Raw genomic sequence first — 21,458 nt, forward strand, 5'->3', positions numbered from 1 at the left:
CGCCAGCCCCGCGCCACCGTCCGCGCCGCGCCAGGAGGACAGGTCCCCTCGATTGACCCCGCGCGGCGCAAGGCCCCAAAAGGCCCCGCACCGCGCGCGGCCCCTGCCCTTCGGGCCGAGCCGCGCCCAAGGGTCGCGGCAGACCGGCAGCGACCACCGATCGAGCCCGGCTGTTAACCCGCCCGATCCTCGGGCAGGGCCGGGCCGCCACCACACACACGCCTTCGCGCAAAAGCTCAAGACAGCCGGCTTCAACGAGAAGCAGGTTGATATCCTCATCGTCGCCCGCGACGTTTTCATCAGCGCACTCTTCAGCATCATGCCCATCATCGGCGGATAAACCGCCTGCGGCCCCTCACGGGGCCGCTTTCCTCAACGCCTAAAACAGCAAGAAGGACGCGCGGATGGGCTCAGGTCCGTGCGCGATATTTCCCTGTTCGTATGAGCGGCCATGCTTGTTCATATGGCATCAGATGGTCATGATTGGCCTTCCAATGCGCATCGATCCCCCCCCAACTCTTGCGAAACTCCCGGCCGCATTCAGGGCAGAAGAGTCCGTCTGCGCCACCAGCGGACACCGGAATCGAGCCGCTGTCCTGCCAGATCCTCGTCGCAATTGCCTTGAAACTCGCAACACCAAGCTGACCACGATCCCGAGCGCGTGACCCCGGCCGCGAAAGGATCTCCACCACGGACGGATAGGGCGCTTCCCAGATTTCTCGGGCTTCGAGAGTCCCGCTGTCCATAAGAACAACCATGACAACATCGCATTCCGCATCGAGCTTGAGACGCCCAAGACGTTGGCCTGGATTTGCCTTGTCACCAAAAGCGCGACCCTTGATCTGTATCCGCTCGACACCGGTATCCGTCTTGCGCAGGGCGTCGTAGCCCGCCGTCCGCGCAGGAGCCAGATCAAGGTCAAGAAGACGGGCGGCCAAATACTCGGCAATCTCACCGGTAACGCCAAGAGGCTTACCGGTGAGGCGGTAGTATTCGGCCGCAAGCGGTTTAACCTGCCCCAGAATTTCTTCAATGCGATCCGAAAGATCGATTCCGTCAGACACTGCAAAGACCTCGCTCATCGGATAACCTGCAAAGAACCGCGATCTCCGTTAAGTCTATGCTCTGAGCGAAGGCACAGGCAATCTTTCCACCAGGGCGCAAAGCCAGAGCGTCCTCTCATGGCGTCTCCCTTTGGGCCGCGTTCTGGTCTGGCCTTTGGCCTGACCCGAGCCTGTCAGGGCGATGCGCCCGGCTGCGGCTGGCGTCTGTCGGTCTCGTCCCGAGCCAGCCATCCTGCCCGCCGGTCCAGGTCGCCCTGCCCTGCCCGTCTCGTCCCTTCGGGCGACGCCCGCTGACGCGAGAGGAGCCCGGTTGTCCAGCCGCGCCGCGGAACGACCCTGGGAGTGGAGGGGCGCGGCCGCAGCAGGCCCGCGCGAGACGTCAAGGATCGAGCAAGGGCCTGTGGGCAACCGGGCGGGGTCGGGGTGATGGGCCGGCCCCCCGGCAATCCCCGCGTCCAGGTCCCATGAAGCGGTGATCCCCACGCCCGCGCGGGGATCGCGGCGCAGGGGGATTCGGGCAAGCCGAACGCCCCTGCCTGTGATGGGCCACGCGCGACGGCGCGTGTCCGTTCCGGGAACCGCCGGTTCCCCCGCGCAAGGCCGTCCGCTTGACGGGGCGAAGGGGTTTCCCCGGCCTTCCTCCGCCTGCGGCTGCGTGCAGGCCGGGTGATCCCCCTCCCCTTCGCCCCTACGGACAACCTTGCACGGGTCCCCCTCCTGCCCTCGCCGGGAGGCAGGGTTTCAGGAGAGGCACCGCTGCGCGGTCCTCGCCAGAAACCCCGCCCGATCCTCGGCACAAAGACCAGGACGGGACACCACAAGGAAGGACCAGACAATGGCTGTTTTCGAGATTGTAAGCATGACTGATGATTGCGGCCCGTGCCGCGTGATGACCGATGACCTGGTCGCTTGGGTCGAGGATATGGGCACCCGGATCACCGGCATCGAGACCCGCGCCACCCTGCGCCCCGAACTGCAGGGCCAGCCACGCCTGCTGGGTTTCGCCGGTCCCTGCTGGGGCGGCCTGACCGCCATCGGTGAACCGATCATCCGCTATGAGGACCACGCGATCTCTGCGGCCCAGAGCCGCTGAAGGAGTGCCAGACAGATGACCCATTTTTCGGTGATCCAGATCAATATGCACCCCGCGCGCTTCGTCGCAGCCACCGCCAGCGCCCGCAGCACCCAGATCCTTGCCCGCCTGTTGGGCGAGAGTTGCCCTGGCAATCGTTTCGGCATCCGCGAGGGGGCCGATTTTGCAGGGCCGCGCAGCAACGACTTTATCCGTGATGGCGCCCGCACCTTCGAGGTCCTGCGCCAAGCCGCGGATGAACTGATGGCCGAGGCGGATGAGAACCCCGCGCAACTGCTGAAATGGCATGTCTATTTCCATGACGCCGGCCACGGACGGCACCGCTTCACCATGAACGCCTATCTTGATCACGACCTGCCTGCGCGGGCGCGTTGCGAAAGCGATCCGCAGCTGATCGGCCGCGCCGTCCATTATGGCGACGGTCCGAACCTGGAAACCCTCTCTCTCATGCTGGACGGCTTTCTGATCCGGCGGGAGGATGTCGCATGACCGACCGCCCCACCTTCACCGCAGGGGCGCTGGTCGCGCCCCTTAACATCACCAGCATCAGCGCCGCGCGCGACGCGGCGCTGACCCAGATGCAGCAGGCCATCGCGGTTCTGGGTGATGGTTACGACCGCGCCCGTGCCGCGGCCGAGACCGCCAAGGGGGCGACGGCAGGCCATTCCTGCTATCTGCACCAGGCGGACAACGATGCGTCCAAGGCCGCGCTGTTCCCACGCTTTGACGGCCAGGCCGTTCTTGCGCGCTACAAGCGCAGCCTCGATGCGGCGATCTGGCAGCGTATCGTCGAGGAAACCCGCCTCAAGGAGATCATGGACCGCACCGAACGGGAAAGGTTGGACGACCAGATGCGCACCAGCGACATGCCCGAGCCGACGCTGGACAACATCCGCGCGACGCTGGAGCGACTGACCGGCGAGGCCGAGCAGATCTTCATGCGCGGTGTCGCGCGGGCCTTCGCCGAGCTGGATCCGGCCTTCAAAAGCCATGACGCCTTCAAGATCGGCAAGCGCATGATCTTCACCTTGGTCTTTGATGATGGGGGCTATTGGTCCTATTCCGGGCGCGGCGAGCAGATGCGCCGCACGTTGGCGGATGTCGAGCGGGTCTTTTCCCAGCTGGACGGGCAGCGCCGTTATGGCGATCTGGAAACGGCCATCACCACCGCGCGGCGCGGCGGTTGGGGCGCACGGCAAACCGAAGTCGAGACCGCCTATTTCACGGCGCGCTGCTTCAAGAACGGCAACCTGCACCTCTGGATCAGGGATGCGGCCCTTCTGGACAAGGTGAACCGCGTTCTCGCCGCGTGGTATGGCGATGTCTTGCCCGATGCCGCCGGGGCCAGGGACCAGCCCGATGATTTCCGCCCTGGCACCGCCCTGGCAAAGGATCTGGCCTTTTACCCGACGCCCGCCGGCGTGGTCGAGGAGTTGCTGACCGATCTGCGGATCAGCCCCGGCATCCGCGTTCTGGAGCCGAGCGCCGGGGTCGGCGCCATCGTCCGTCCGCTGCTGCGCATGGGGGCGAGGGTGGATGCGATCGAAGTCCATCCCGACAGGGCCGAGGCGCTGCGCGGTCTGGCTCATCCCGCACTGTCTGTGCAGTGTGCCAACTTCCTGAAGGTCGCCCCTGCACCCGTCTATGACATGGTGCTGATGAACCCGCCCTTTTCGGGGACGCACTGGGCCGACCATATCCGCCACGCCTTCGATTTCCTGGCGCCTGGCGGAGAGTTGCGGGCGATCCTGCCTGCCTCGGCCGAGGTCGGCAGCACCGCGCGGCATGAAACCTTCCGCCGGTGGGCCGAGCAACACGCCCCGAGCGGGTGGCGGCGCAGCCTCTGGCGCGACCTGCCGGCCGAGAGCTTCGCCAGTGTCGGTGTGCGTATCAACACCGTGGTCCTGACCCTCAGGAAGTGTTAGGCCACGGCAAACGATTTTCCTTGTGGTGAGGAAAACACTGCCGCCCCTCACGGGGCGGCCTTTTTTCTGCGCAATCGACGTGAGGAGCCCATAGCCGTCGGTCGCGATGCCGCAGCGATGCAGGCGCAGCATGGCTAGCCGACCTGCCTCTGCCGTTCAATCTGCGGTCTCTTGCAAGATACGTATGCCCGAAAGCGGCCGCTCAGGCTGTGTGCAGCATGTATGTGAAGCTCGAGCTTTTCGCCTTCGGCCAAACTACTTTTGTCTGGCTGGCACGGTCCTGCCGCAGAGCGGCTGGCCGAACCAGTGCCTGAATAAGGCGATCAGAAAACAGTCACCTGTGTACCGATCTCGGCGACCGCATAAAGCTGTTCGACATGCTCGTTATAAAGCCCATAGCACCCCGATGAGGAGCGCCGTCCGATCTTGCGAGTGTCGTGGGTGCCATGGACCAAATAAGCAGGCCAGGCGAGATAGAGGCCGAACTTGCCGAGTGGGTTCTCGGGCGCCCCGCCTTCGACCCTCTGAGGGAGAGTGGGATCTTTTTCGCGCATGCTGGGCGTGGGAGTCCAGGGCGGATTCGGCATTTTGCGCACGATCTCGGTTTGCCCGCGGCGGGTCAGGTCCTCGGTCATTGGGATGGCGCAGGGGAAGACGAAGTGGACGCTCTCATCGCCCGACCAGTAATGGACCGCGCGCGAGGTGACGTCTGCCAGCAGGACGCCCTTGCCAAGCGTCGGGTAGAAGTCGCGCCAGTGCCGGGTCCGGAACGAGGACTGGTTGCGCTCGGGCCCCATGTCAGTGGCCGCCTGACCATAGGCTACTGCCGGCAGCAGCGCTCCTGTTGCGGCAAGGCCGCGCAAAAAACTTCTCCGGTCATCGAAACGATGTGTGGACATACTGCTGCCTCGTGCTCGTCTTATAGTTGAGGAGAGAATAACCGGCGCTGCAGATCGTGTCCAAGCAGTGGAAGACCATGGCTGGCTAGCTTGGGATAATCTGCAACAGCTGGTGCGGCCAATCAGCGCGCTGAAGCTGTAAGGCCTGCCGCCACCATCGGCATCCAGACAGCCTCAGGGTGATTACCCCAATGACGCGGCAGTGTCTGACGCCGGATACTAGGCGTAGATCATCACCGGCGTGCGAGGTTGCAGCATGGCGTAGACGTCTTCGATCTCATTGTCGGTGATCGCGATGCAGCCAGCCGTCCAGTCCCTGTTTCTGGGAGCCAGGACACGCCCTTCAGGGCCTCGGCCATGAAACATGATGTCGCCGCCGGCATCGCGGCCAAACTGCGCGGCATAAGCCTTGTCCCGCTCGTTGGGGTAGGAAATGCCGACCGACAGGTGGTAGCGGCTGCGCGGGTTGAAGCGGTCCACGAAATAGAGGCCCTCTGGTGTCTTTCCGTCGCCTTCGAACTGCTTATGACCTATTGGCTGGTTTCCCAACCCGAAGTCATACGACTTCAGCACCGTCTGCCCGTTCAGGAGGTGCATTCGGCGCTGCCCCTTCTGGACCACCACCTGCGTCACGGGAGGGCCGAAATAGCGCTTGAACTGTGGGACGTCCCCTGCCCGCGACGGCAGTGGTGAGCTGGACGGCCCTGACCTCCCACAAGCGGCAAGAGCAGCGAGCAAACCTAACGAGACGTGGCGGCGGTTCAGACTAGGCATCAGGGGAAGTTCCAGCAAGGAGACGGTGAAGGAAAACTATGCTGCAGGATAATGCGTGAAGACTTCGCCACTGCCAAGCACCTCCCCGGGCATCCGACCGAGAGTTCGCCCATAGCTGCGTCTTTGATTTTGTGGCGTCTCCTTTTGGGCCGCGTTCTGGTCTGGCCTTTGGCCTGACCCGAGCCTGTCAGGGCGATGCGCCCGGCTGCGGCGGGCCTCTGTCGGTCTCGTCCCGAGCCAGCCATCCTGCCCGCCGGTCCAGGTCGCCCTGCCCTGCCCGTCTCGTCCCTTCGGGCGACGCCCGCTGACGCGAGAGGAGCCCGGTTGGGCAACCGGGCGGGGTCGGGGTGTTGGGCCGGCCCCCCGGCAATCCCCGCGTCCAGGACCGATGAAGCGGTGATCCCCGCGCCCGCGCGGGGATCGCGGCGCAGGGGGATTCGGGCAAGCCGAACGCCCCTGCCTGTGATGGGCCACGCGCGACGGCGCGTGTCCGTTCCGGGAACCGCCGGTTCCCCCGCGCAAGGCCGTCCGCTTGACGGGGCGAAGGGGTTTCCCCGGCCTTCCTCCGCCTGCGGCTGCGTGCAGGCCGGGTGATCCCCCTCCCCTTCGCCCCTACGGACAACCTTGCACGGGTCCCCCTCCTGCCCTCGCCGGGAGGCAGGGTTTCAGGAGAGGCACCGCTGCGCGGTCCTCGCCAGAAACCCCGCCCGATCCTCGGCACAAAGACCAGGACGGGCCACCACAAGGAAGGACCAGACAATGGTTGCGAAATTCGATCTCTACCAGCACGTCACCGACCAGATCATCGCCAGCATCGAGGCAGGCACGCCCGCATGGCGCAAGCCCTGGACCGGCGAGAGGGGCGGCGCACCCTTTCCGCTGCGCAGCAACGGCGAACCCTATTCCGGCATCAATGTGCTGATGCTCTGGCTGGTGGCAGACGAGAAAGGCTATCGCTCGCCCTACTGGTTCACCTATCGGCAGGCGCAGGCCGCAGGCGGACAGGTCCGCAAAGGCGAAAAATCCGCCACCGTGGTCAAATACGGCACGTTCGAGCGCGAGGACGAGGCGACCGGCGAGGAACGTCGCCTGCCCTATCTGAAAGCCTACAGCGTGTTCAATGCCGAGCAGATCGAGGGCTTGCCCGCCGAATATGAAGCCACCTCGGCCGAAGCCCCGCGCGATCTGGGCACCGAGACCGACTCCGCGCTTGACGCCTTCTTTGCCGCGACCGGGCTCGACATCCGCACCAGCGACGACCCGCGCGCCTATTACAACATCCCGGAGGATTTCATCCACATGCCGCCGATCGGCACCTTTCACGATGCGGCAGGCTATTACGGCACCCTGGCGCATGAGGCGTGCCACGCCACAGGCCATGCCAGCCGCCTTGACCGCTTCGCCCGCTTCACCGACCGCAAGGCCTATGCTTTCGAGGAACTGGTCGCGGAAATCGGCAATTGCATGACCTGCGCGCAGCTTGGCCTGACCCCTGATTTTGGCCAGTCCGGAGCCTATGTGCAAAGCTGGTTGCGCGCCTTGCAGGATGACCGCCGCTTGATCTTCAAGGCCGCCAGCGAAGCGCAGAAGGCCGCCGAATGGCTGACGAAGCCCCAAGGCCGCGCCGAGGAAAGGGAAGCCGCATGAGCGGCCCCCTGACCTTGCCGAACCTGACCTGCCGCAAATGCGGCAGGTCGAACCCTTGGGTCTATCTCGCGCCGGTCGTGATCGAGGGAAGCGGCACCTGCATCTGCATGGATTGCGCCGCCGCGCGCGGCTGGCTCGACAGGACCGGCAATCTGCGCCCGGAGGTGACGCTGTGAGCCATTACGAGATCCGCGACGACCCCGACGACCTGCCCATCATCTGCGCCACATTGGCAGAGGCGGAGCGTCGCGCCCGGCGGCGATCCGCTCGCCTCGGACAGCCCGTGCTGGTGTACGAGATCAACCATGCAGGCGCAGAGCGTTTCCTCGGCACCCGTTAAGCAGATGCCCCCGCCAGTTTGGCGGGGGCCGATCTGCGCGGTCGGACCTGCCCGCTGCGCGACAGGTCCGACCGCGCAGGGCTGCGCCTCACAATGCGGCGCGGCTTGCCGCGCCACGCGATCCAGCGCGTTGACAACGCGGGCGCCGCCCCCATGGGCGGCGTGCGCAGCGGTGTAACCGCTGCCGGTGTCCGACTGTGCGTCACACCGCCGGGGAATTGACCACAGTCCCCTTACGTCTCTTCGCTATTTGTGGGGCCGTTCCGTTCGGGGCCTGCACGCCTGTGGCGAAATGATCCGCCACGGGTGGACAATTCCCTTGGCAACTGCGTGACCCGCACCAAGATCAGCTGCGTCCGGGGAGGCAGGTTTCAGGAAGGGCCGATTTGGTCTGGATGGTGATGGTCTGGTCTGCAACGGTGAGGTCGAACCTGCTGCCTGTCATGAGCAATCTCGCGAATGACGTCCAGATGCCGCCGTTCCTGTTCGAGATCAGCCCAGCCTCAAGGGTGCCGGAAACGCTTCCTGTGTCCGCGGACAGGGTGAAGGGTCCGTCCGGCAGCTGTCCTTCGAGGGTCAATATTGCTTGATCTGCGGCAGGGATGAAGGCACCGCCCGGATCGCAGATGACCTTGATCTCAAGCGGTCCCTGGACCAGATCGTTTATGACCAGACCTCGAAAATCAGTCTGGGTCTGCCAGGCAATGGCGGGTGTGCCCGCGAGTGCGGCGAGCATTGCGCCTTTCAAAAATAGCTTCATATCAAACGGCCTTTTCAGAGAATTGGCAGCGGTCGCGTTCCGCTACGGTTAAAGACTGTCCTGCAGCTTCTTGATTGTTGCATCGAGGCTCGCAAACCATTTCGGCTCTATTTGGCCCATGATCAGTGCAGCGCGGGGCGCATCCTCACCTCCGCGTACCTGCTTGGCGATCTGCTTCAGCAATGTGATGGACACGCTTGGACCCCAACGATGGCTCCACTCTGCGCCGGCGCTGGCCTCCTGCAGCTGAGGAACATAGCGCGGCTCCAGGTTCAAGCGTGGCATCTTGTTCAACGCGGCTTGGAGCACGGACCGGCGATGATAGCCGCGATCTTCCAAGGCGCGCAGACCCGCGACATGCCGTTCCAAGACGCGGAGGCGCAGATGAACTGTCATGTTGTCGTTTGCCCGGCGCGCTCGCGGCGGCAGGACCAACTCGACCTTTTCATCCTCGGTTGTGCGCGGCGTCTGGCTCTTTCCTCTGGTCGAAGACGGTTCGGGCTTGGACGGACTCTTCTTCGGGGTGGGGTCTGCGGTCAGGACGGGTTCAGGTGCAGTTTGCACCTCTTCGGGCTTGGCTGGCGGGGGCGCAGCGGCGGGCTCTGTTGCAACCGAATCCGTATTCACAGGTTCGGCTGGCTTGATGCGCAGGGCATCAAGCGCATCCTCGTCGAGCGTTGGCAGAGGGGGTCTCTTGCTGACACTCACGGATTTGCTGAAGCCGGTCTCATCGGGCTTCGTGATCTTCAGCCGGTTACGCATTGGTGCTCCTCATGCGCTGTCCTTTCAGGATGCTGTTCATCAGATTGAGGGCATGCGCCAAGGCATTCTCGTAATGCGGAATCTGCCCGCGCATCAGGGCGTCTCCTTCTCGGGCCTGGTCGAGCAGTGTCCCCAACAGCCCTCGGGAATCCATGTCGCGATACTGGGTCCGATCAGGCACCATCGCCTTGAGGGGATTGAATTCGTTCAGCATGGCCTCGAAGCGCTCGAAGTCATGGACGACCACGCCTGCCGGTTTTCCTGTGCCGTCATATTTCAGCATCTGAGGCGGCATCCGCGAAAGCACCACGAACAGCGGCGGGATCTGGGCAGGATCGTCCACGCGACTTTTCAGGCCCTCATACCATTGGACCGTTTCCCGGGTGCGACGGACATCAGAATCAGCGCATAGGCAAGGCACCAGAATACGATCACTGACGCTGGCCAGATGATCGGCGGCCTCACTCCCCTCCCCCTTGGTATCAATCAGGATGAAGTCGTATTTTTCTTCGTTTGCCTCAATGATGTCATAGAGGTCCGTGACCTCTCTGGTGGCGCGGATCGCGAGGTCTGGGTGAGCGTTCCCTTTCTCGGTTACTGCCCGCCACCACGAGGCGATATCTTCTTCCGGGTCTAGATCGATCACCATGACCTTCTTGCCAGAGTAGACCGCGGCGGAGGCCAGAAGCTTCGTGAGCATGGATTTACCTGCTCCACCTTTCTTAGTCATCATGCCGAGGACGATTGCAGTCATCGGTTGTCCTTTCACAGGTGTTGGTCGCGGACGGTATGATCGTGACGACTCATACGACCGAGCGAAACTGGCGAGCGATCATAACCGTTAAACAAGCGAACGTGGAAAGCAATCATTTTTAGCGACCATGACCAGCTATCGTTTCAAGCAAGCATAACGCGTAATCTTGCCAAGCAAGCGACCAATAAAAGCAAGCGGCACTAGCAACCCAGTATGACGACCAAGTGTGACGAGCGACAATCCCGAGATTACTTGTCGATCTACACCGTCTAGCAAATTTTACTAGCAATGCCAGTTTCCGACCGGTGTGTGACGAGCGCCAGCCGTTTTTTCTTTCTGAGGGGGCTAAGAGGCTCTGCGCATTGCGGGGCTGCGTCGATCGGAGCTTTAGGCCTGTAGGGTCCCTCTGGAGCGGTGAGAGGCCCAAGAGGGGCCTTGTCGGATCACGAAGCATAGCTGCCGCTACGTGTAAAATTGAATTGCAGCACTGCCCGGCCCCACCGACTTGACAGTCTGAGTGTCTCGGCCAACACTGCAATGCATATTTGGCAAGAAATGCAATTGTTAGTTTTACACTTTGGCTGATGCGCTCCGGATCGAAAAAGCTCACATCTGATGATCAGAAGAAGATCGTCGCGTCTGTGCGGGCCGGTGTGCCCGTATCGGTGTTGGCGCGCACCTATGAGGTCACCCGGCCGACGATCTACGCTGCAATCCGCAGCTTTCACGAGAAGGCCCAGGACACGAGATCCGGCACCGCGCATGTCTCATTCACGGTCGATCAGGTCAGCCTCCGGGCATTTGATGCCGCTGTCGGACGTATCGGCCTCAAGAGCCGCGCGGATGCTCTGCGTCGGGTCTGTCGCGTGCCCTCGGGCTTTCTGGAACCGGACCCGGATCTGGCCGACGCGCTGCGGGGCCTCACGGCCGAGCTGAACGCCATCGGCCGCAATGTGAACCAGCTGGTCGCCACCAAGAATTACGAGGTACGCCGAGGCCAGAAGCTGAAGCTGACTGCGCCTCAGCAGCAGCTTTTGTCGGACCTGTTGGTTCGGATCGACGATGTCGGGGTCGTGGTCCGAGAGATCGAGGGCAAGCGCGCCTCAGCCACCGCGCGGCGCTTCATCGAGGGCATGAAGGGGGCCAGTGATGGCCCGGCGTGACGCGGTCGAGGCCGTCACCGGGCGTCTGTTCGAAGATGGCTGGGGCCGGATCGGGCGGGGCCGGGCGCTGGCCAATGTCCGGCACATGGCGCGTGCGGCGCAGGGCGCCTCGCCTGCCTTCTTCAAGCTGATCCGCACGGGCGGCTGTGCCTCGCGCGGCCAGCTTGGCGCGCAGTTCAGCTATCTTTTCAGCAAGAGCGTCGATGTTCACGATTCCCGCGGCCTTCTGGACGGAGAGAAGCGGCTGACGCCCGAGCAGATCGACCGCGCCGTTGCGCGTTGGGCCGATGACTGGCGGGGCCAGATGAACGCCGCGCGGACCACGCATATGGTCATGTCGTTTCCGCGCGAAACGAAGCCCCGCCATGTCAGCCTGATCGCGGGCGAGATCTGCCGGGAGAAGCTGGGCGGCCGGTTCGACTACATGATCGCGGTGCACACCGACAGTCCGAACAAGAACCCGCATGCCCATATCATCGTGAACCGGCGCGGAGAGGGGGGCGATTACTTCACCCTGCGCCAGGGCACGGAGTTCACCTACCAGGCCTTCAAGGAGGCCATGGTCGATCATGCCGCGCGCTACGGTATCCAGCTGGAGGCCACGACACGCCTGCAGCGTGGGCATGTGAACTACCCGCCTACCGACGGCGAATGGCGGCGGGCGAAAGAAAAGGCGGCGGCCAGTGGCACCGCCTTCGAGGCGCCGGAGGGAAAGCCCCGGATCGGGTCCGATTTGGCCCGTGCCACCCAAGAGATTCGCGATTGGTCCCTGCGCTATCGCGAGCTGTCGAGCTTTGCCTCGGCGGAAAATCTGCAGGATTTAGCGACTGCTTTTGAAAAGGCCGCTGCCGTTTTGGCGCAAGGCGGCACCATTGTTGCAAAAGGAGAGCCCTATATGGCGATTTCAGAGGATTTTGATCATGCAGCTGCCGGATTGCGGCGGGCCGTGGATGATGCCGAGGACCGGATTGCCGATGCCGCCCCGAACCAGCGCCCGGAGATGGAGCGCAAGTTGGCCGAGGCGCTGACCTCGGTCGAACATCTGCAGCCGTTGGGTGCCCGGTCGCGCGATCTGCGCGAGACCGCCAGCGAGGAGGGCATCTACTCCGCCCAGAACCTGCGTGACGTGAACGCACGATTTGTGGCCGAGGGGCGTGAAAAGCTGACACTTGCCTTGGACGGGACCGGCATTGATCCGGTCGAGGTTGAGGCGCGCATGCGGACAGGGGCCAATTCCGCGGCCCTTGAGGCGCGATGGGTCCAGCAGGATCTACAGGCGGTTGCTGATCTGCGAGGCCTTGATCTGCGCAATGAGGCAGAGCTGCGCCAAGCGATCAGCGTTGTGGACCGTGCCTATGATCGCGTGGCCGAGAGCTATGGCGTCGATGATGCCATCGCCGCGCGTGCCAAGGCGACCGGGACGAACGCGGTCGCGGACTATGATCAGCGGTTCCCGCGTGGCGATACGCGCATGGCCGATGAGGGTTCGGCGGAGCAGCGGCGCGACTATGACCGCGACATGGCCCAGATGGGGGCCCGGCAGTTGCGCGAGGCCGCAGAGCGCGGGGAGGGACTGCCTGATAAACGCACCGGGGCAATCGATGGCGAGGCTCGTGACAGGCGCGATCAGGGTGCGGCGTTGGAGCGGATGGAGCGCGGCCATGACCAAGGCCCTGATACCGGCGCGCAGATGGACCGCGCCCGCCGCGACGATGCAGATGCCCATCAGTCCACTGCATCGATCGGCTCCACCGAGGCGAGCCGCAGCGCCCTGCGCGAGTTCGCGCGCCCGGTCGGAGACGAGGACGAGCGCAAGCTGCGCGAGGCCATCGAGCGCATGCTGACCCGCGATGAACTGGACCGACTGAAGCGCGGCGATGCCGAGGTCCTGCGCGGGGTCGGCGACCGCGAAGATCAGTTGACCATGGCGCGCGATTATCTGCGCGGCCTCGATGCGCCGGGCTCCGACCAGGCCCTCCAGCGGGTCAACGAGGCGCTTGCCGCCGAGCGGGATCACGTCCGCCAGCAGCGCGGTCACGAGGGCCCGGGCCATGATTAAGCTGCGCCTCTTGGGGGGCGTGCTGTTCTTCGCCCTGATCTCTGTCGGCCTCGCCTATATCCTTGGCACCGGGTTTCTGTCCTTCTGGCGTGGCCATATGGGGCAATCGCTCGACTGGCTGGCCTTGGTGCGAGAGTATCCGGGCATCCGGCATCGCGACCCGCAGGCATTCCTGGTCCTCAGCCTGACCCTTGGCGGCTGCCTTGTGCTGTCGCTGCTGTTCTCGGCCAAGGTTCTGACCGAGGGGCTGACCACCTATGGCCGCGCGCATTGGCAGGGCCTGCTTGAACTCAGGCGGAACGGGTTCTTCGACAAACCCGGCGGCGGCTTCATCGTCGCCAAGGCCGGATCGCCCAAGGGCATAGGCAGGTTCCTGACCTCGGCCCGTTATCCGCATTGCCTGATGGTCGCGCCCACCGGCGCGGGCAAGGGGATCAGCTTCGTCATCCCGAACCTCCTGCTGTTCCATGGCAGCGCCGTGGTGCTGGACGTGAAGGGCGAGAATTACGAACTTACCAGCCGTCACCGGCAGTCTGCAGGCGACAGGATCTGGCGTTTTGCCCCGCTGGACTGGGACAATCCAGGCCATCGCTACAACCCTTTGGACCGGATCGCGGCCCTCCCGAATGCCGATCAGCGCCAGATGGAAATCCGCATGCTGGCCGAACTGTTCCTGCAGACCGAGGATGACAGCGCCAAGGGCCTGTTGGACGGTGGCATCGACCTGTTCGTCGCCTGCGGCATTTATGCGATGGAGCGCGGCAAGCCGACTTTGGGCGAAATCTATCGCCTCGCCTCGGCAGGGGGTGACAAGCAGAAGCAGTACATGAGCTACGCCGACGCCGTCAAAAGCCCGGCCGCCCGGTTGATGTTCGAACGCCTCGCTTCGACCAACGACCGGACGCTGACCAGCTATCTGTCGCTGCTGATGACCTCAGGGCTGACGCTCTGGTCCAACCCGGCGATCGACCGGGCGACCGAGACCAGCGATTTCAGCTTCCGCGATTTTCGCCGCAGCCCGCAGACGGCGTATTTCATCTCGCCGCCGCATGACAAGATCCGTGCCATCGCGCCTCTGGTGCGGCTGTTCTTCTCTGATCTTCTGTCCAGCCTGCATGCCCATCTGCCGGGGCCTGACGAGCCCTGGCGCGTGATGATCATGCTGGACGAGTTCGACATGCTGGGCCGGATGCCGAGCGTGACCGACAGCATCAAGACGCTGCGCGCCTATGGCGGGCATCTGGCGGTCGTCACCCAGACCATCCCCGCCTTGGACAAGATCTATGGCGAGGACACGCGCCTGTCGCTTCAGGGTGGCGCGGGTCTCAAGGTCTATCTGGCCCCTTCCGAGCAGCGGACCAAGGCCGAATTGTCGGCCGCCGTCGGCAAGACCACCCAACGCGTGACCTCGAAATCCAAGACCATCGGCAAGGGTCCTTTCGCCGGCATCAACGTGTCCGAACGCAACGAGGAGCGCGACCTGCTGACCGAGGATGAGGCCGGACGCCTTGGCCCCGACGAGGTGATCGTCCTGGCGAACGGCCAGCACCCGATCCGGGCACGGCGGATCAAGTATTTCGAGGACCGGCTGTTGAGGCCAATCTTCGAACAGCAGCAGGGGCCGCTGCCGGGGCCTGATCCGAAGGACGTGGTTCTGCGAGACCTGCAGGGCAGAATGCATAGCGCGTCACAGCGCATCGAGCAGCTGACCGAGCGGGTGGCCGAGGTCACGCGTCACAAGGGCAGGGTGAAAGCCGCCTTTTCCGGCAAGCGGATCGAGGATGCTTTGCTGTCACCGCCTGAAAAGCCGCAGAAATCCAAGTCCTCAAGCAGCGCGGACCAGGCAAGCCGGGCGCCCGAAAACCCCGCCTCGGTCGAGAAGCCGCCATTTCCGAAGAGGTGGCGCGTCGTCAAGATGGCTCCGGACGTCGAGCTCATCGCGCAGGATGAGGTTGTCCGAAAGCTTCAGCTGGCCCAACGGGAAGTGGACGACATCGTTGCGCAACCAAGTGTCCCGGTCCAGGAACTTGAAACCGCATGATCAAGAGGGCGGCTTGCTGGCCGCCCTTTCCCATCGGTGCTGATCGTGCCGGATCAGAGGGATTTCGCACGCTCCTGCATGCGGTTTACCGTCGCCGCAACACCGGTGCCGACCTTGACGCCAGCGCGCCCGACGGCATTTTGAGCCTTGAAGGTGTCGATGGGGGCGCGACCCGCAGCTAGGGAAGCACTGCCCACGGCCTTGAGGGCTCTGGACGTCCCTGCCGTATTCTGGCCGAAGCGGCCCGCTACCGCCATGACGCCCAGCAGCTGCATGTTCCCGGATACCGATGAGACCAGCGTCGGCAGCAATGCCATGCAGATCAGGATCAGCACCATCAGGACGATGAAGGGAATGAAGGCGCCGATGCTGTCATAGCCGTCGGTTCCGATTTTCGCGACCATGTCATTGCCCATCGACAGCATGATCGAGAAGATCGCCGCGATGAACAGCGGATAGAGCGACCAGCTGACACAGGCGGCCAGCCATCGCTCGAAGAAGTCCTTGGTGATCTCGAAGAGCGTCATCGCGATCATGATCGGGGCAAGGCCCAGAAGGATCGTGATGACGATCTTGGGAAACAGGATCAGAAGCGCCGAGACGGCGGAGACGATCGCGATCAGCAGCAGGCAGATCCCCGAGACGATGGCCGTCGCGAACCAGCCGCCCATTTCCGAGGCGATGCTGGTCGCGGCCTCGGTGAATTCCGACATCAGCGTGTCGATGGCCGAGGCAAAGCCGCCCGTGATCGTCGGGCCGGCAAAGCCATTGCCGCTTGCGGCAAGAATGCCGCCCGCGGCCGCCTCGATGGCCTTCTGGATCGCATCGGCCACAGCCCAGAACTGGGTCCAGTTCCAGGCAAAGATGCCGATCAGCGCCAGTTTGATCATCAGCATCAGGCAATGTCCCCACGCCATGGGGCGCAACTGCACCATCATGTTGATGCCCACCAGGGCCACGGCCAGCAAGGCCATATAACCGACCAGCGTGCCCGAGGCATCGACCAGGCTCAGGAAGGTCGAGCGGGCGGCGCTTGTCAGAAGCTGCTCGGCCGAGGTGACGATATCCTGAATCACCGCCATGTCAGCGCGCCCGCCAAGCGCGGCAGATATCGAGCGACTTCTTCTGGACGCGCCCGATTTCTTCCTGAAGCGCTTGCCGCAGAGTCGAGATTTCGGCCGCGTCCATATCGACGGCCAGCCGCTGATAAAGCGCGTCGGCACTCTGCCAGGATGGATGCTCGATCTCGCAGGGGCAGGTCTGGGTCGCGACGATGTCCTGATACCGACCGAGGTTATAGAAATTCTGCAGCAGCAGGACGCGATGCGCGTCGCCGGGTGCAGCATCTTCCGCCCATTCGGGTCGTGCGGGCAGGACGCAGCCATGGCGCGTCACCCGCTGACCCTCAGACCGGGTGCTCAGATCGGGCGCAGTGAAGTCCAGGAAGTCGCGTTCCGTCTCACGGGCGGCGTCCATCTGGGCCATGGCCTCGGCTTCGGTCGGCTCTTCCGCCTGCGGGGCGCTGCCGAGGAAGATGCCGATGGCGAAGGCCCCGGCGGCCAGCGCCGCGCCGGCGACGATCAGGTTCTTCTTGTCAGTCATGAGAGGTCTCTCCTTCGTCGCCAGTATCCGGGATGTGGAATTCCAGCACGCCACGGTCCCCACCGGCGCGGCCGGTCTGGATCACCACGTCGATCGACCGCGCGATGTAGCGCAGCGTGTCGGTATAGGTCAGGGGCAGTTCGGCCTTCAGCGCCATGATCGCCAGCTTGGCGACCGCCAGGCGCGGGGTCTCGGCATGGATCGTGGTCATCGACCCGCCATGGCCCGTGTTGATCGCCTCGATGAAGGTCATCGCCTCCTTGCCGCGCACCTCGCCCACGATCAGCCGGTCCGGTCGCATCCTGAGGCACGAGGTCAGCAGGATGTCGGGCGTGCGCGTGCGGCTGTCGCGATCCGCGATCAGGGTCACGACATTGGGCTGTCCGGGGACCAGTTCGGCCGCGTCCTCGATGGTGATCAGCCGTTCGTCCGTGCCGACATGCGACAGCATCTTGCGTGCAAAGACGGTCTTGCCGCTGTCTGTCGCCCCCGCGATCAGGGCGTTCATCTTGCGCTCGACGATGAAGCGCATCGCCGCGTCGATATCGCCCGCTGCCGTCAGCTCCTTCAGCTGGCGCTTCATGGAGGCCCTGGCCTCGTCCATGGAATATTCCTGGCCATGCAGGAACTTCACCCGGATCTGGTCGAGGGGCAGGGACGAGAAGAAGCGCAGCGAGATCGCGGCGCCCTGCAGGACGGCGGGTTCGGCCACGACCTGCGCGCGGATGGGGCGGCCCCGATAATCCACCGAGGTCGAGATGATCGGGGCCTCCTTGCCAAGGGTCAGCCGCCCGGCACTGGCAATGCGGCGGCCAAGATCGGTGACCTCCATCCGTGACATGGGCGGGCGGGCGACCGGCTGCATGGCGGCATCGCCATGTTCCAGCGACCAGATCCGGCCATCGGGGTTGATCGCGATCTCGATCAGCCGCGGGCTGTCGATCTTCGGCCCGATCCGGGCCAGAGCCTCGTCCAGATAGCTGCCATGGGTCATCTCGTTCATGGTCAGAATATCTCCAGGTCGCGGTCCACCATGACGGTGATCCTGGTGCCTTGCGGGACGGCGATGGTCGGGCTGATCGACAGGAACCGTCCGACGGCGGCATCCGTCGCCCCACTCAGGGCGTTCGCCACGCCTGTGCTGGCCGCGTTCGAGCCACCGGTCGAGATCGTCACGGCGCCATCACTGCTGTCGCGCGAGACGAGCGAGGGGATCGCGCTGATGGTCGAGGTCAGTGCGGCGGCCCCGAAGCGGCGCAGGAAATGGCTGTTCACCCTTCCGGTGGTCCCTGACCGTCCAAGCGCATCGCCGCCGAAGGCGCTGATCTGCACCGACTGGTTGTCGGGCATGATGATGCGTTCCCAAGCCACCAGCAGGCGGCTCGATCCGATATCCACCTCCGAGGAATAGGTGCCGATCAGACGGGAGCCACGCGGGATCAGGATGCGCGATCCATCATAGCTGACGACATCGGTCGTCACGAGGCCCCGGATCGGCCCTTCGAGGGTCGAGTCGATGGCCGTGTCCAGAACGGCCTGGATCATCGTCCCCTGGGTGACGGTGTTCGAGGGGTTCACGATGATCTCGGCGCGCTGAACCTGGACCGGCCGACCGGCATCGCGCACGAATTGCGCGTCCTGGCTCAGCCGGGCGGCCTGTTGCGCAGCCGCGCCGTCACCGAAACCCGCAGCAACTGCTGCCGCGCCGCCAGCATCCCCACTGCCACCAAGGGCGATCATCGAGGATTGCAGCCGGGCCTGTTCGGTTTGCGCCGGATCCATGCCAAAGGCCTGGCCGGTCTCACCCGGCGTGAACCCCTGGCCGGATTGCAGACGCATCATGTCCATATCCGCGTTCAGCCCGGCGATCTGCAGGTCACGCGCTTCGATGGTCTGGCGCAGCTCGGCCTCGCGTCGCTCGGCTTCGGCGCGCAGATCGTCCAGTTCTGCCCGGAGACTCTCCAACGCCGGTTCTTCGGCCTGGTCCGGGTCCGGGTTCGCTGTCTCAGGGGCGTCAGCCATGCGATCGATCTGCGCCTGAAGGTTGCGGATCATTTCGACCAGTTCGTTGTTCTCCTGTGCGGGGGGCGGGGATGGAACGTCCACCACGACCGGCTCGGTCCTGACCGGGCGCTCCAAGGCGCCAAAGCCCTCACCCTCATTCTGGAACTCCTGTGCCTGGCGCACGTCCATGTCGGGGGCGGCCTCTGGCTGCGACCAGACATAGACAAGCCCGGCCAGTATCGCCGCGCCGCCCAGAAGGGCCGCCCCGAGGGCGGGCTTGGGGGGCTGGCGACGCGCGGGTCCGGACGCGGCCGGGCCGGGAGCCTGTCCCATGCTGGCCAGACGCTCGCGCAGGTCGGGTTCATTCATCTCGTTCATTGAACCAGCCTCACTGCCTTCATCATGCCGATGGTGGATTCCGTTTCACCAAGACGCAGGACCCAGAAGGGGCTGACCCCGGTCACACGGACCACGCCGTCAGGCATGGTCTGGGAATTGACCGTGCTCTCGCGTCCTGCCGTGACCTTGAAGATGGCAGGCATCTCTCCGTTGCGGCGGAAGCGGAAATAGGTGAAGGCCCCGTCATCCCAGACCTCGGTCGGGGTGGTGCTGTTCACGACGCTGCCGCCGTAATCGTAATTGAGCGGCCCGCGCGCGACCTGACGGTTCGCCGGGGTGCCGCTGCCCCGCGGATAGGTGAAGCGCACGACCGAAAACTGCGCCGCGCGGCTTTCCGAGACCTCGAAGTAATATTGCCGCTTGTTGGTATAGACGTTGATGTTGGTCGCCGCCCCGGCGGTGGTCGGCTTCATGACGAAGGCATTACCCCCCGGAATGGCGTCGAAATTGAAGCTGACCGTGTCGCCCGCGACGACCGAGGTGATCTGTTCGTCGGGTCCGAACTCGACCGAGGTCACGCGGCCAAGCTGCGTCTGGACGCGATAGACCTGCCCGTCGACCCATTGGGCATAGCGCACGCGTGGATCGAGATTGCCCGCGCGGGGGGTGACTTCGGCAGAGGCGGGCAGGGCCCCCGCACCGAAGGCCGCAAGGGCTGCGGCAAAAGCGATGCTGCGCATCATTGGACCTCCAACCTGTCGGATGTGATGGCGTATTCGTAGACGGTGAAGCCGAAAGGGTTGGTCCAGACCTCGTCGAGGGACCGGGCCTCATCGGTCTCGAACCGGAAGGCGAGGGTGACGGTGAAGAGCCCCTGCGTCTCGCCGTCATCATCCTTCAGCCGCTTGCGCAGCCGGACCTGCGCGCGGTCATTGGTGATCGGTGTGACCGACAGGACCTCGACATCCATCCGCGCGCGGGGGCCGTAACGCCGTTCCGGGTAATTGGGGTTTTCCGAGGACCAGAGATCGCGCATCGAGGCCTGCGCGGCCCTTTCGGAGCGCGCCATGACCGAACGGACCCGCAGGTCATTGTCGAGCATGCTGTAGCTTTCGCGGTCGCGCACATAGGCATGGACCAGCGACTGGATCACCGCCTCGCGGTTGGTCATGGCGATGGTCTGCAGGTTGACCATGGGCAGGGCCATGCCGCTGGACGGATCAAAGGGCACGAGGACCGGAGCCGGGGTCTCATGGCTCGCCGCGATCAGGGCGGCCAGCAGGCAGCCGGTCGCGCCGAAGGCCCACCCGGCCATGCCGAATCTCTGCCAGAGGGCGGCGCGGCGGCGTTCGCCATAGATCAGCTCTTCCTCGATCACGCTGACCATGGCCGCGGGGGCCGCGGCGGGGGTTGTCTTGCGTCTGAACATGGCAATCCTCACTGCAGGTTCGGCATGCGGAAATCGAGCATTTCCTGCTCTTGCGCCCATGCGCTGGCCTGGGACACCTCGGACATGCCCATGCCATAGCTCTGCACCGCCAGAAGCTGGTTGTTCAGGATCAGCTCGCGCACCGCCTCGGCCATCATCCGGGTGTTGAGGTCGATGGCCTCCTTGATGCCGTCCTGACGCGGGATCTCTCCCACCAGGGTTTCGAGCCGCTGCAGGCTGACGGTGCTTTCGCGCTGCGCGGTATCGGCCGAGGCCGCAACCATTGCCCCGGTCGTGGCTTGGCTCGCTGCGCGCCGTTCCGCGACCGATCCGGACTGGCCCATGGTCTCGACACGGGCTGGATCGAGGCCAGCCCTTTCCATCGTCGATTGCGCAGCGGCCTGGATGTCGCGGCGATAGGCGGGTGCCACGCCCGACCAGTCGCCCGAGGCAGCCGCGCCCGCCGCCTGCAGGATGCTGGTCATCTTGGGGTCGAGCACGCGGTCTAGCCCGTCGCCCATCAAAAGGCCCTTGAGATCGGCTTTTCCGCTCAGCAGAGCATAGATCTGCTGCAATTCGTCAGTCTGCGCCTGCAACTGGGACAGCTGCTCTCGAAGCCGGTCCAGCATGTCGCTCTGGATGCCGTAATCCTCCAGCATCCGGCGGATCTGGTTAATCTGCTGGGCGATGGATTGCGTATCCACCGTCGGCACGCCCTGGGCAGTCGCGCCAGGGGCCGAGGACAGGGTCGCCATGAGGCCAAGCCCCGCCGCGACCGCGAGGGTCTTGCGTCCAATCTGCAT

22 protein-coding genes and 1 pseudogene are annotated in these 21,458 nt (G+C 64.3%); 10 read left to right on the forward strand and 13 right to left on the reverse strand.

What is annotated here, in order from left to right; translation table 11 throughout:
• The first annotated feature begins 52 nt into the window (after positions 1 to 52).
• A complete protein-coding gene (locus JHW48_RS18165; protein ID WP_119886895.1) occupies positions 53 to 340 on the forward strand; it encodes a hypothetical protein in 288 nt (95 codons plus the stop codon).
• A gap of 70 nt (positions 341 to 410) precedes the next feature.
• On the opposite strand, the gene JHW48_RS18170 is transcribed toward JHW48_RS18165, so the two are convergent.
• Entirely contained in the window at positions 411 to 1,082 is a 672-nt protein-coding gene (locus tag JHW48_RS18170) for a DUF6998 domain-containing protein (protein ID WP_205961944.1), read from the reverse strand.
• Between the two features lie 871 nt (positions 1,083 to 1,953).
• Here JHW48_RS18170 and JHW48_RS18175 point away from each other — a divergent pair.
• Genes JHW48_RS18175 through JHW48_RS18185 form a run of 3 tightly spaced genes read left to right on the forward strand, consistent with a single transcriptional unit; the run spans position 1,954 to position 4,082 of the window.
• On the forward strand, positions 1,954 to 2,157 hold the full coding sequence (locus JHW48_RS18175; RefSeq protein ID WP_119886894.1) for a hypothetical protein: 204 nt from the start codon (positions 1,954 to 1,956) through the stop codon (positions 2,155 to 2,157).
• Positions 2,158 to 2,172: 15 nt separating this feature from the next.
• The gene (locus JHW48_RS18180) at positions 2,173 to 2,646 is read left to right on the forward strand and encodes a hypothetical protein (protein ID WP_119886893.1); all 474 of its coding nucleotides are present in this window, start codon (positions 2,173 to 2,175) and stop codon (positions 2,644 to 2,646) included.
• Entirely contained in the window at positions 2,643 to 4,082 is a 1,440-nt protein-coding gene (locus JHW48_RS18185; RefSeq protein WP_119886892.1) for a DUF4942 domain-containing protein, read from the forward strand. Before JHW48_RS18180 ends, JHW48_RS18185 begins: the two co-directional genes overlap by 4 nt.
• A gap of 323 nt (positions 4,083 to 4,405) precedes the next feature.
• Here JHW48_RS18185 and JHW48_RS18190 read toward each other — a convergent pair whose 3' ends face one another.
• A complete protein-coding gene (locus JHW48_RS18190; protein ID WP_090747244.1) occupies positions 4,406 to 4,981 on the reverse strand; it encodes a L,D-transpeptidase in 576 nt (191 codons plus the stop codon).
• 219 nt (positions 4,982 to 5,200) lie between these two features.
• A complete protein-coding gene (locus JHW48_RS18195; RefSeq protein WP_119887946.1) occupies positions 5,201 to 5,755 on the reverse strand; it encodes a L,D-transpeptidase family protein in 555 nt (184 codons plus the stop codon).
• 759 nt (positions 5,756 to 6,514) lie between these two features.
• On the opposite strand from JHW48_RS18195, the gene JHW48_RS18200 reads away from it, so the two are divergent.
• From JHW48_RS18200 to JHW48_RS18210, 3 genes are read left to right on the forward strand one after another with little or no spacing between them, the layout of a single operon-like run.
• Positions 6,515 to 7,402, forward strand: coding sequence for an ArdC family protein (locus JHW48_RS18200; RefSeq protein WP_119885874.1), 888 nt, complete (start codon positions 6,515 to 6,517; stop codon positions 7,400 to 7,402).
• Complete coding sequence (locus tag JHW48_RS18205) at positions 7,399 to 7,578, forward strand: hypothetical protein (protein WP_119885873.1); 180 nt, start codon at positions 7,399 to 7,401, stop codon at positions 7,576 to 7,578. The genes JHW48_RS18200 and JHW48_RS18205 overlap by 4 nt, the downstream gene beginning before the upstream one ends.
• Positions 7,575 to 7,742 (forward strand): hypothetical protein, encoded by a 168-nt coding sequence (locus JHW48_RS18210; protein ID WP_170152269.1) that lies wholly within the window; start codon positions 7,575 to 7,577, stop codon positions 7,740 to 7,742. Before JHW48_RS18205 ends, JHW48_RS18210 begins: the two co-directional genes overlap by 4 nt.
• 346 nt (positions 7,743 to 8,088) lie before the next feature.
• Here JHW48_RS18210 and JHW48_RS18215 read toward each other — a convergent pair whose 3' ends face one another.
• The 3 genes from JHW48_RS18215 to JHW48_RS18225 are packed head-to-tail and all read right to left on the reverse strand — an operon-like array spanning position 8,089 to position 10,018.
• Positions 8,089 to 8,502, reverse strand: a complete 414-nt coding sequence (locus tag JHW48_RS18215) for a hypothetical protein (RefSeq protein WP_119885872.1) — start codon at positions 8,500 to 8,502, stop codon at positions 8,089 to 8,091.
• Positions 8,503 to 8,550: 48 nt separating this feature from the next.
• On the reverse strand, positions 8,551 to 9,264 hold the full coding sequence (locus JHW48_RS18220) for a hypothetical protein (protein WP_143945690.1): 714 nt from the start codon (positions 9,262 to 9,264) through the stop codon (positions 8,551 to 8,553).
• Complete coding sequence (locus tag JHW48_RS18225; RefSeq protein ID WP_119885870.1) at positions 9,257 to 10,018, reverse strand: ParA family protein; 762 nt, start codon at positions 10,016 to 10,018, stop codon at positions 9,257 to 9,259. The genes JHW48_RS18220 and JHW48_RS18225 overlap by 8 nt, the downstream gene beginning before the upstream one ends.
• A gap of 584 nt (positions 10,019 to 10,602) precedes the next feature.
• On the opposite strand from JHW48_RS18225, the gene JHW48_RS18230 reads away from it, so the two are divergent.
• From JHW48_RS18230 to JHW48_RS18240, 3 genes and pseudogenes are all read left to right on the forward strand, one after another.
• Positions 10,603 to 11,181: a helix-turn-helix domain-containing protein gene (locus tag JHW48_RS18230; RefSeq protein WP_119885869.1), complete on the forward strand. Its 579-nt coding sequence runs from the start codon at positions 10,603 to 10,605 to the stop codon at positions 11,179 to 11,181.
• 85 nt (positions 11,182 to 11,266) lie between these two features.
• Positions 11,267 to 11,692: pseudogene (locus JHW48_RS18725) on the forward strand (relaxase/mobilization nuclease domain-containing protein); the annotation flags it as partial.
• A 1,540-nt stretch (positions 11,693 to 13,232) separates the two neighbouring features.
• Positions 13,233 to 15,281, forward strand: a complete 2,049-nt coding sequence (locus tag JHW48_RS18240; protein WP_170152267.1) for a type IV secretory system conjugative DNA transfer family protein — start codon at positions 13,233 to 13,235, stop codon at positions 15,279 to 15,281.
• Positions 15,282 to 15,334: 53 nt separating this feature from the next.
• Here JHW48_RS18240 and JHW48_RS18245 read toward each other — a convergent pair whose 3' ends face one another.
• The 7 genes from JHW48_RS18245 to JHW48_RS18275 are packed head-to-tail and all read right to left on the reverse strand — an operon-like array spanning position 15,335 to position 21,458.
• The gene (locus JHW48_RS18245; RefSeq protein ID WP_170152266.1) at positions 15,335 to 16,363 is read right to left on the reverse strand and encodes a TrbL/VirB6 family protein; all 1,029 of its coding nucleotides are present in this window, start codon (positions 16,361 to 16,363) and stop codon (positions 15,335 to 15,337) included.
• A 1-nt stretch (position 16,364) separates the two neighbouring features.
• Complete coding sequence (locus JHW48_RS18250) at positions 16,365 to 16,883, reverse strand: hypothetical protein (RefSeq protein WP_170152265.1); 519 nt, start codon at positions 16,881 to 16,883, stop codon at positions 16,365 to 16,367.
• A complete protein-coding gene (locus JHW48_RS18255; RefSeq protein ID WP_240637804.1) occupies positions 16,876 to 17,886 on the reverse strand; it encodes an ATPase, T2SS/T4P/T4SS family in 1,011 nt (336 codons plus the stop codon). Before JHW48_RS18255 ends, JHW48_RS18250 begins: the two co-directional genes overlap by 8 nt.
• Positions 17,887 to 17,888: 2 nt before the next feature.
• Entirely contained in the window at positions 17,889 to 19,265 is a 1,377-nt protein-coding gene (locus JHW48_RS18260; RefSeq protein ID WP_119885865.1) for a TraB/TrbI/VirB10 family type IV secretion system protein, read from the reverse strand.
• Positions 19,262 to 19,966, reverse strand: coding sequence for a TrbG/VirB9 family P-type conjugative transfer protein (locus tag JHW48_RS18265; RefSeq protein WP_119885877.1), 705 nt, complete (start codon positions 19,964 to 19,966; stop codon positions 19,262 to 19,264). The genes JHW48_RS18260 and JHW48_RS18265 overlap by 4 nt, the downstream gene beginning before the upstream one ends.
• Positions 19,966 to 20,655 (reverse strand): VirB8 family type IV secretion system protein, encoded by a 690-nt coding sequence (locus JHW48_RS18270; RefSeq protein ID WP_240637802.1) that lies wholly within the window; start codon positions 20,653 to 20,655, stop codon positions 19,966 to 19,968. The genes JHW48_RS18265 and JHW48_RS18270 overlap by 1 nt, the downstream gene beginning before the upstream one ends.
• Positions 20,656 to 20,663: 8 nt before the next feature.
• Positions 20,664 to 21,458 carry a type IV secretion system protein gene (locus JHW48_RS18275; protein ID WP_119885864.1) on the reverse strand — a complete coding sequence of 265 codons (795 nt, stop codon included), beginning with the start codon at positions 21,456 to 21,458 and terminating at the stop codon, positions 20,664 to 20,666.

The sequence above is a fragment of the Paracoccus aestuarii genome, assembly GCF_028553885.1.
GTDB classification, from domain to species: domain Bacteria; phylum Pseudomonadota; class Alphaproteobacteria; order Rhodobacterales; family Rhodobacteraceae; genus Paracoccus; species Paracoccus aestuarii.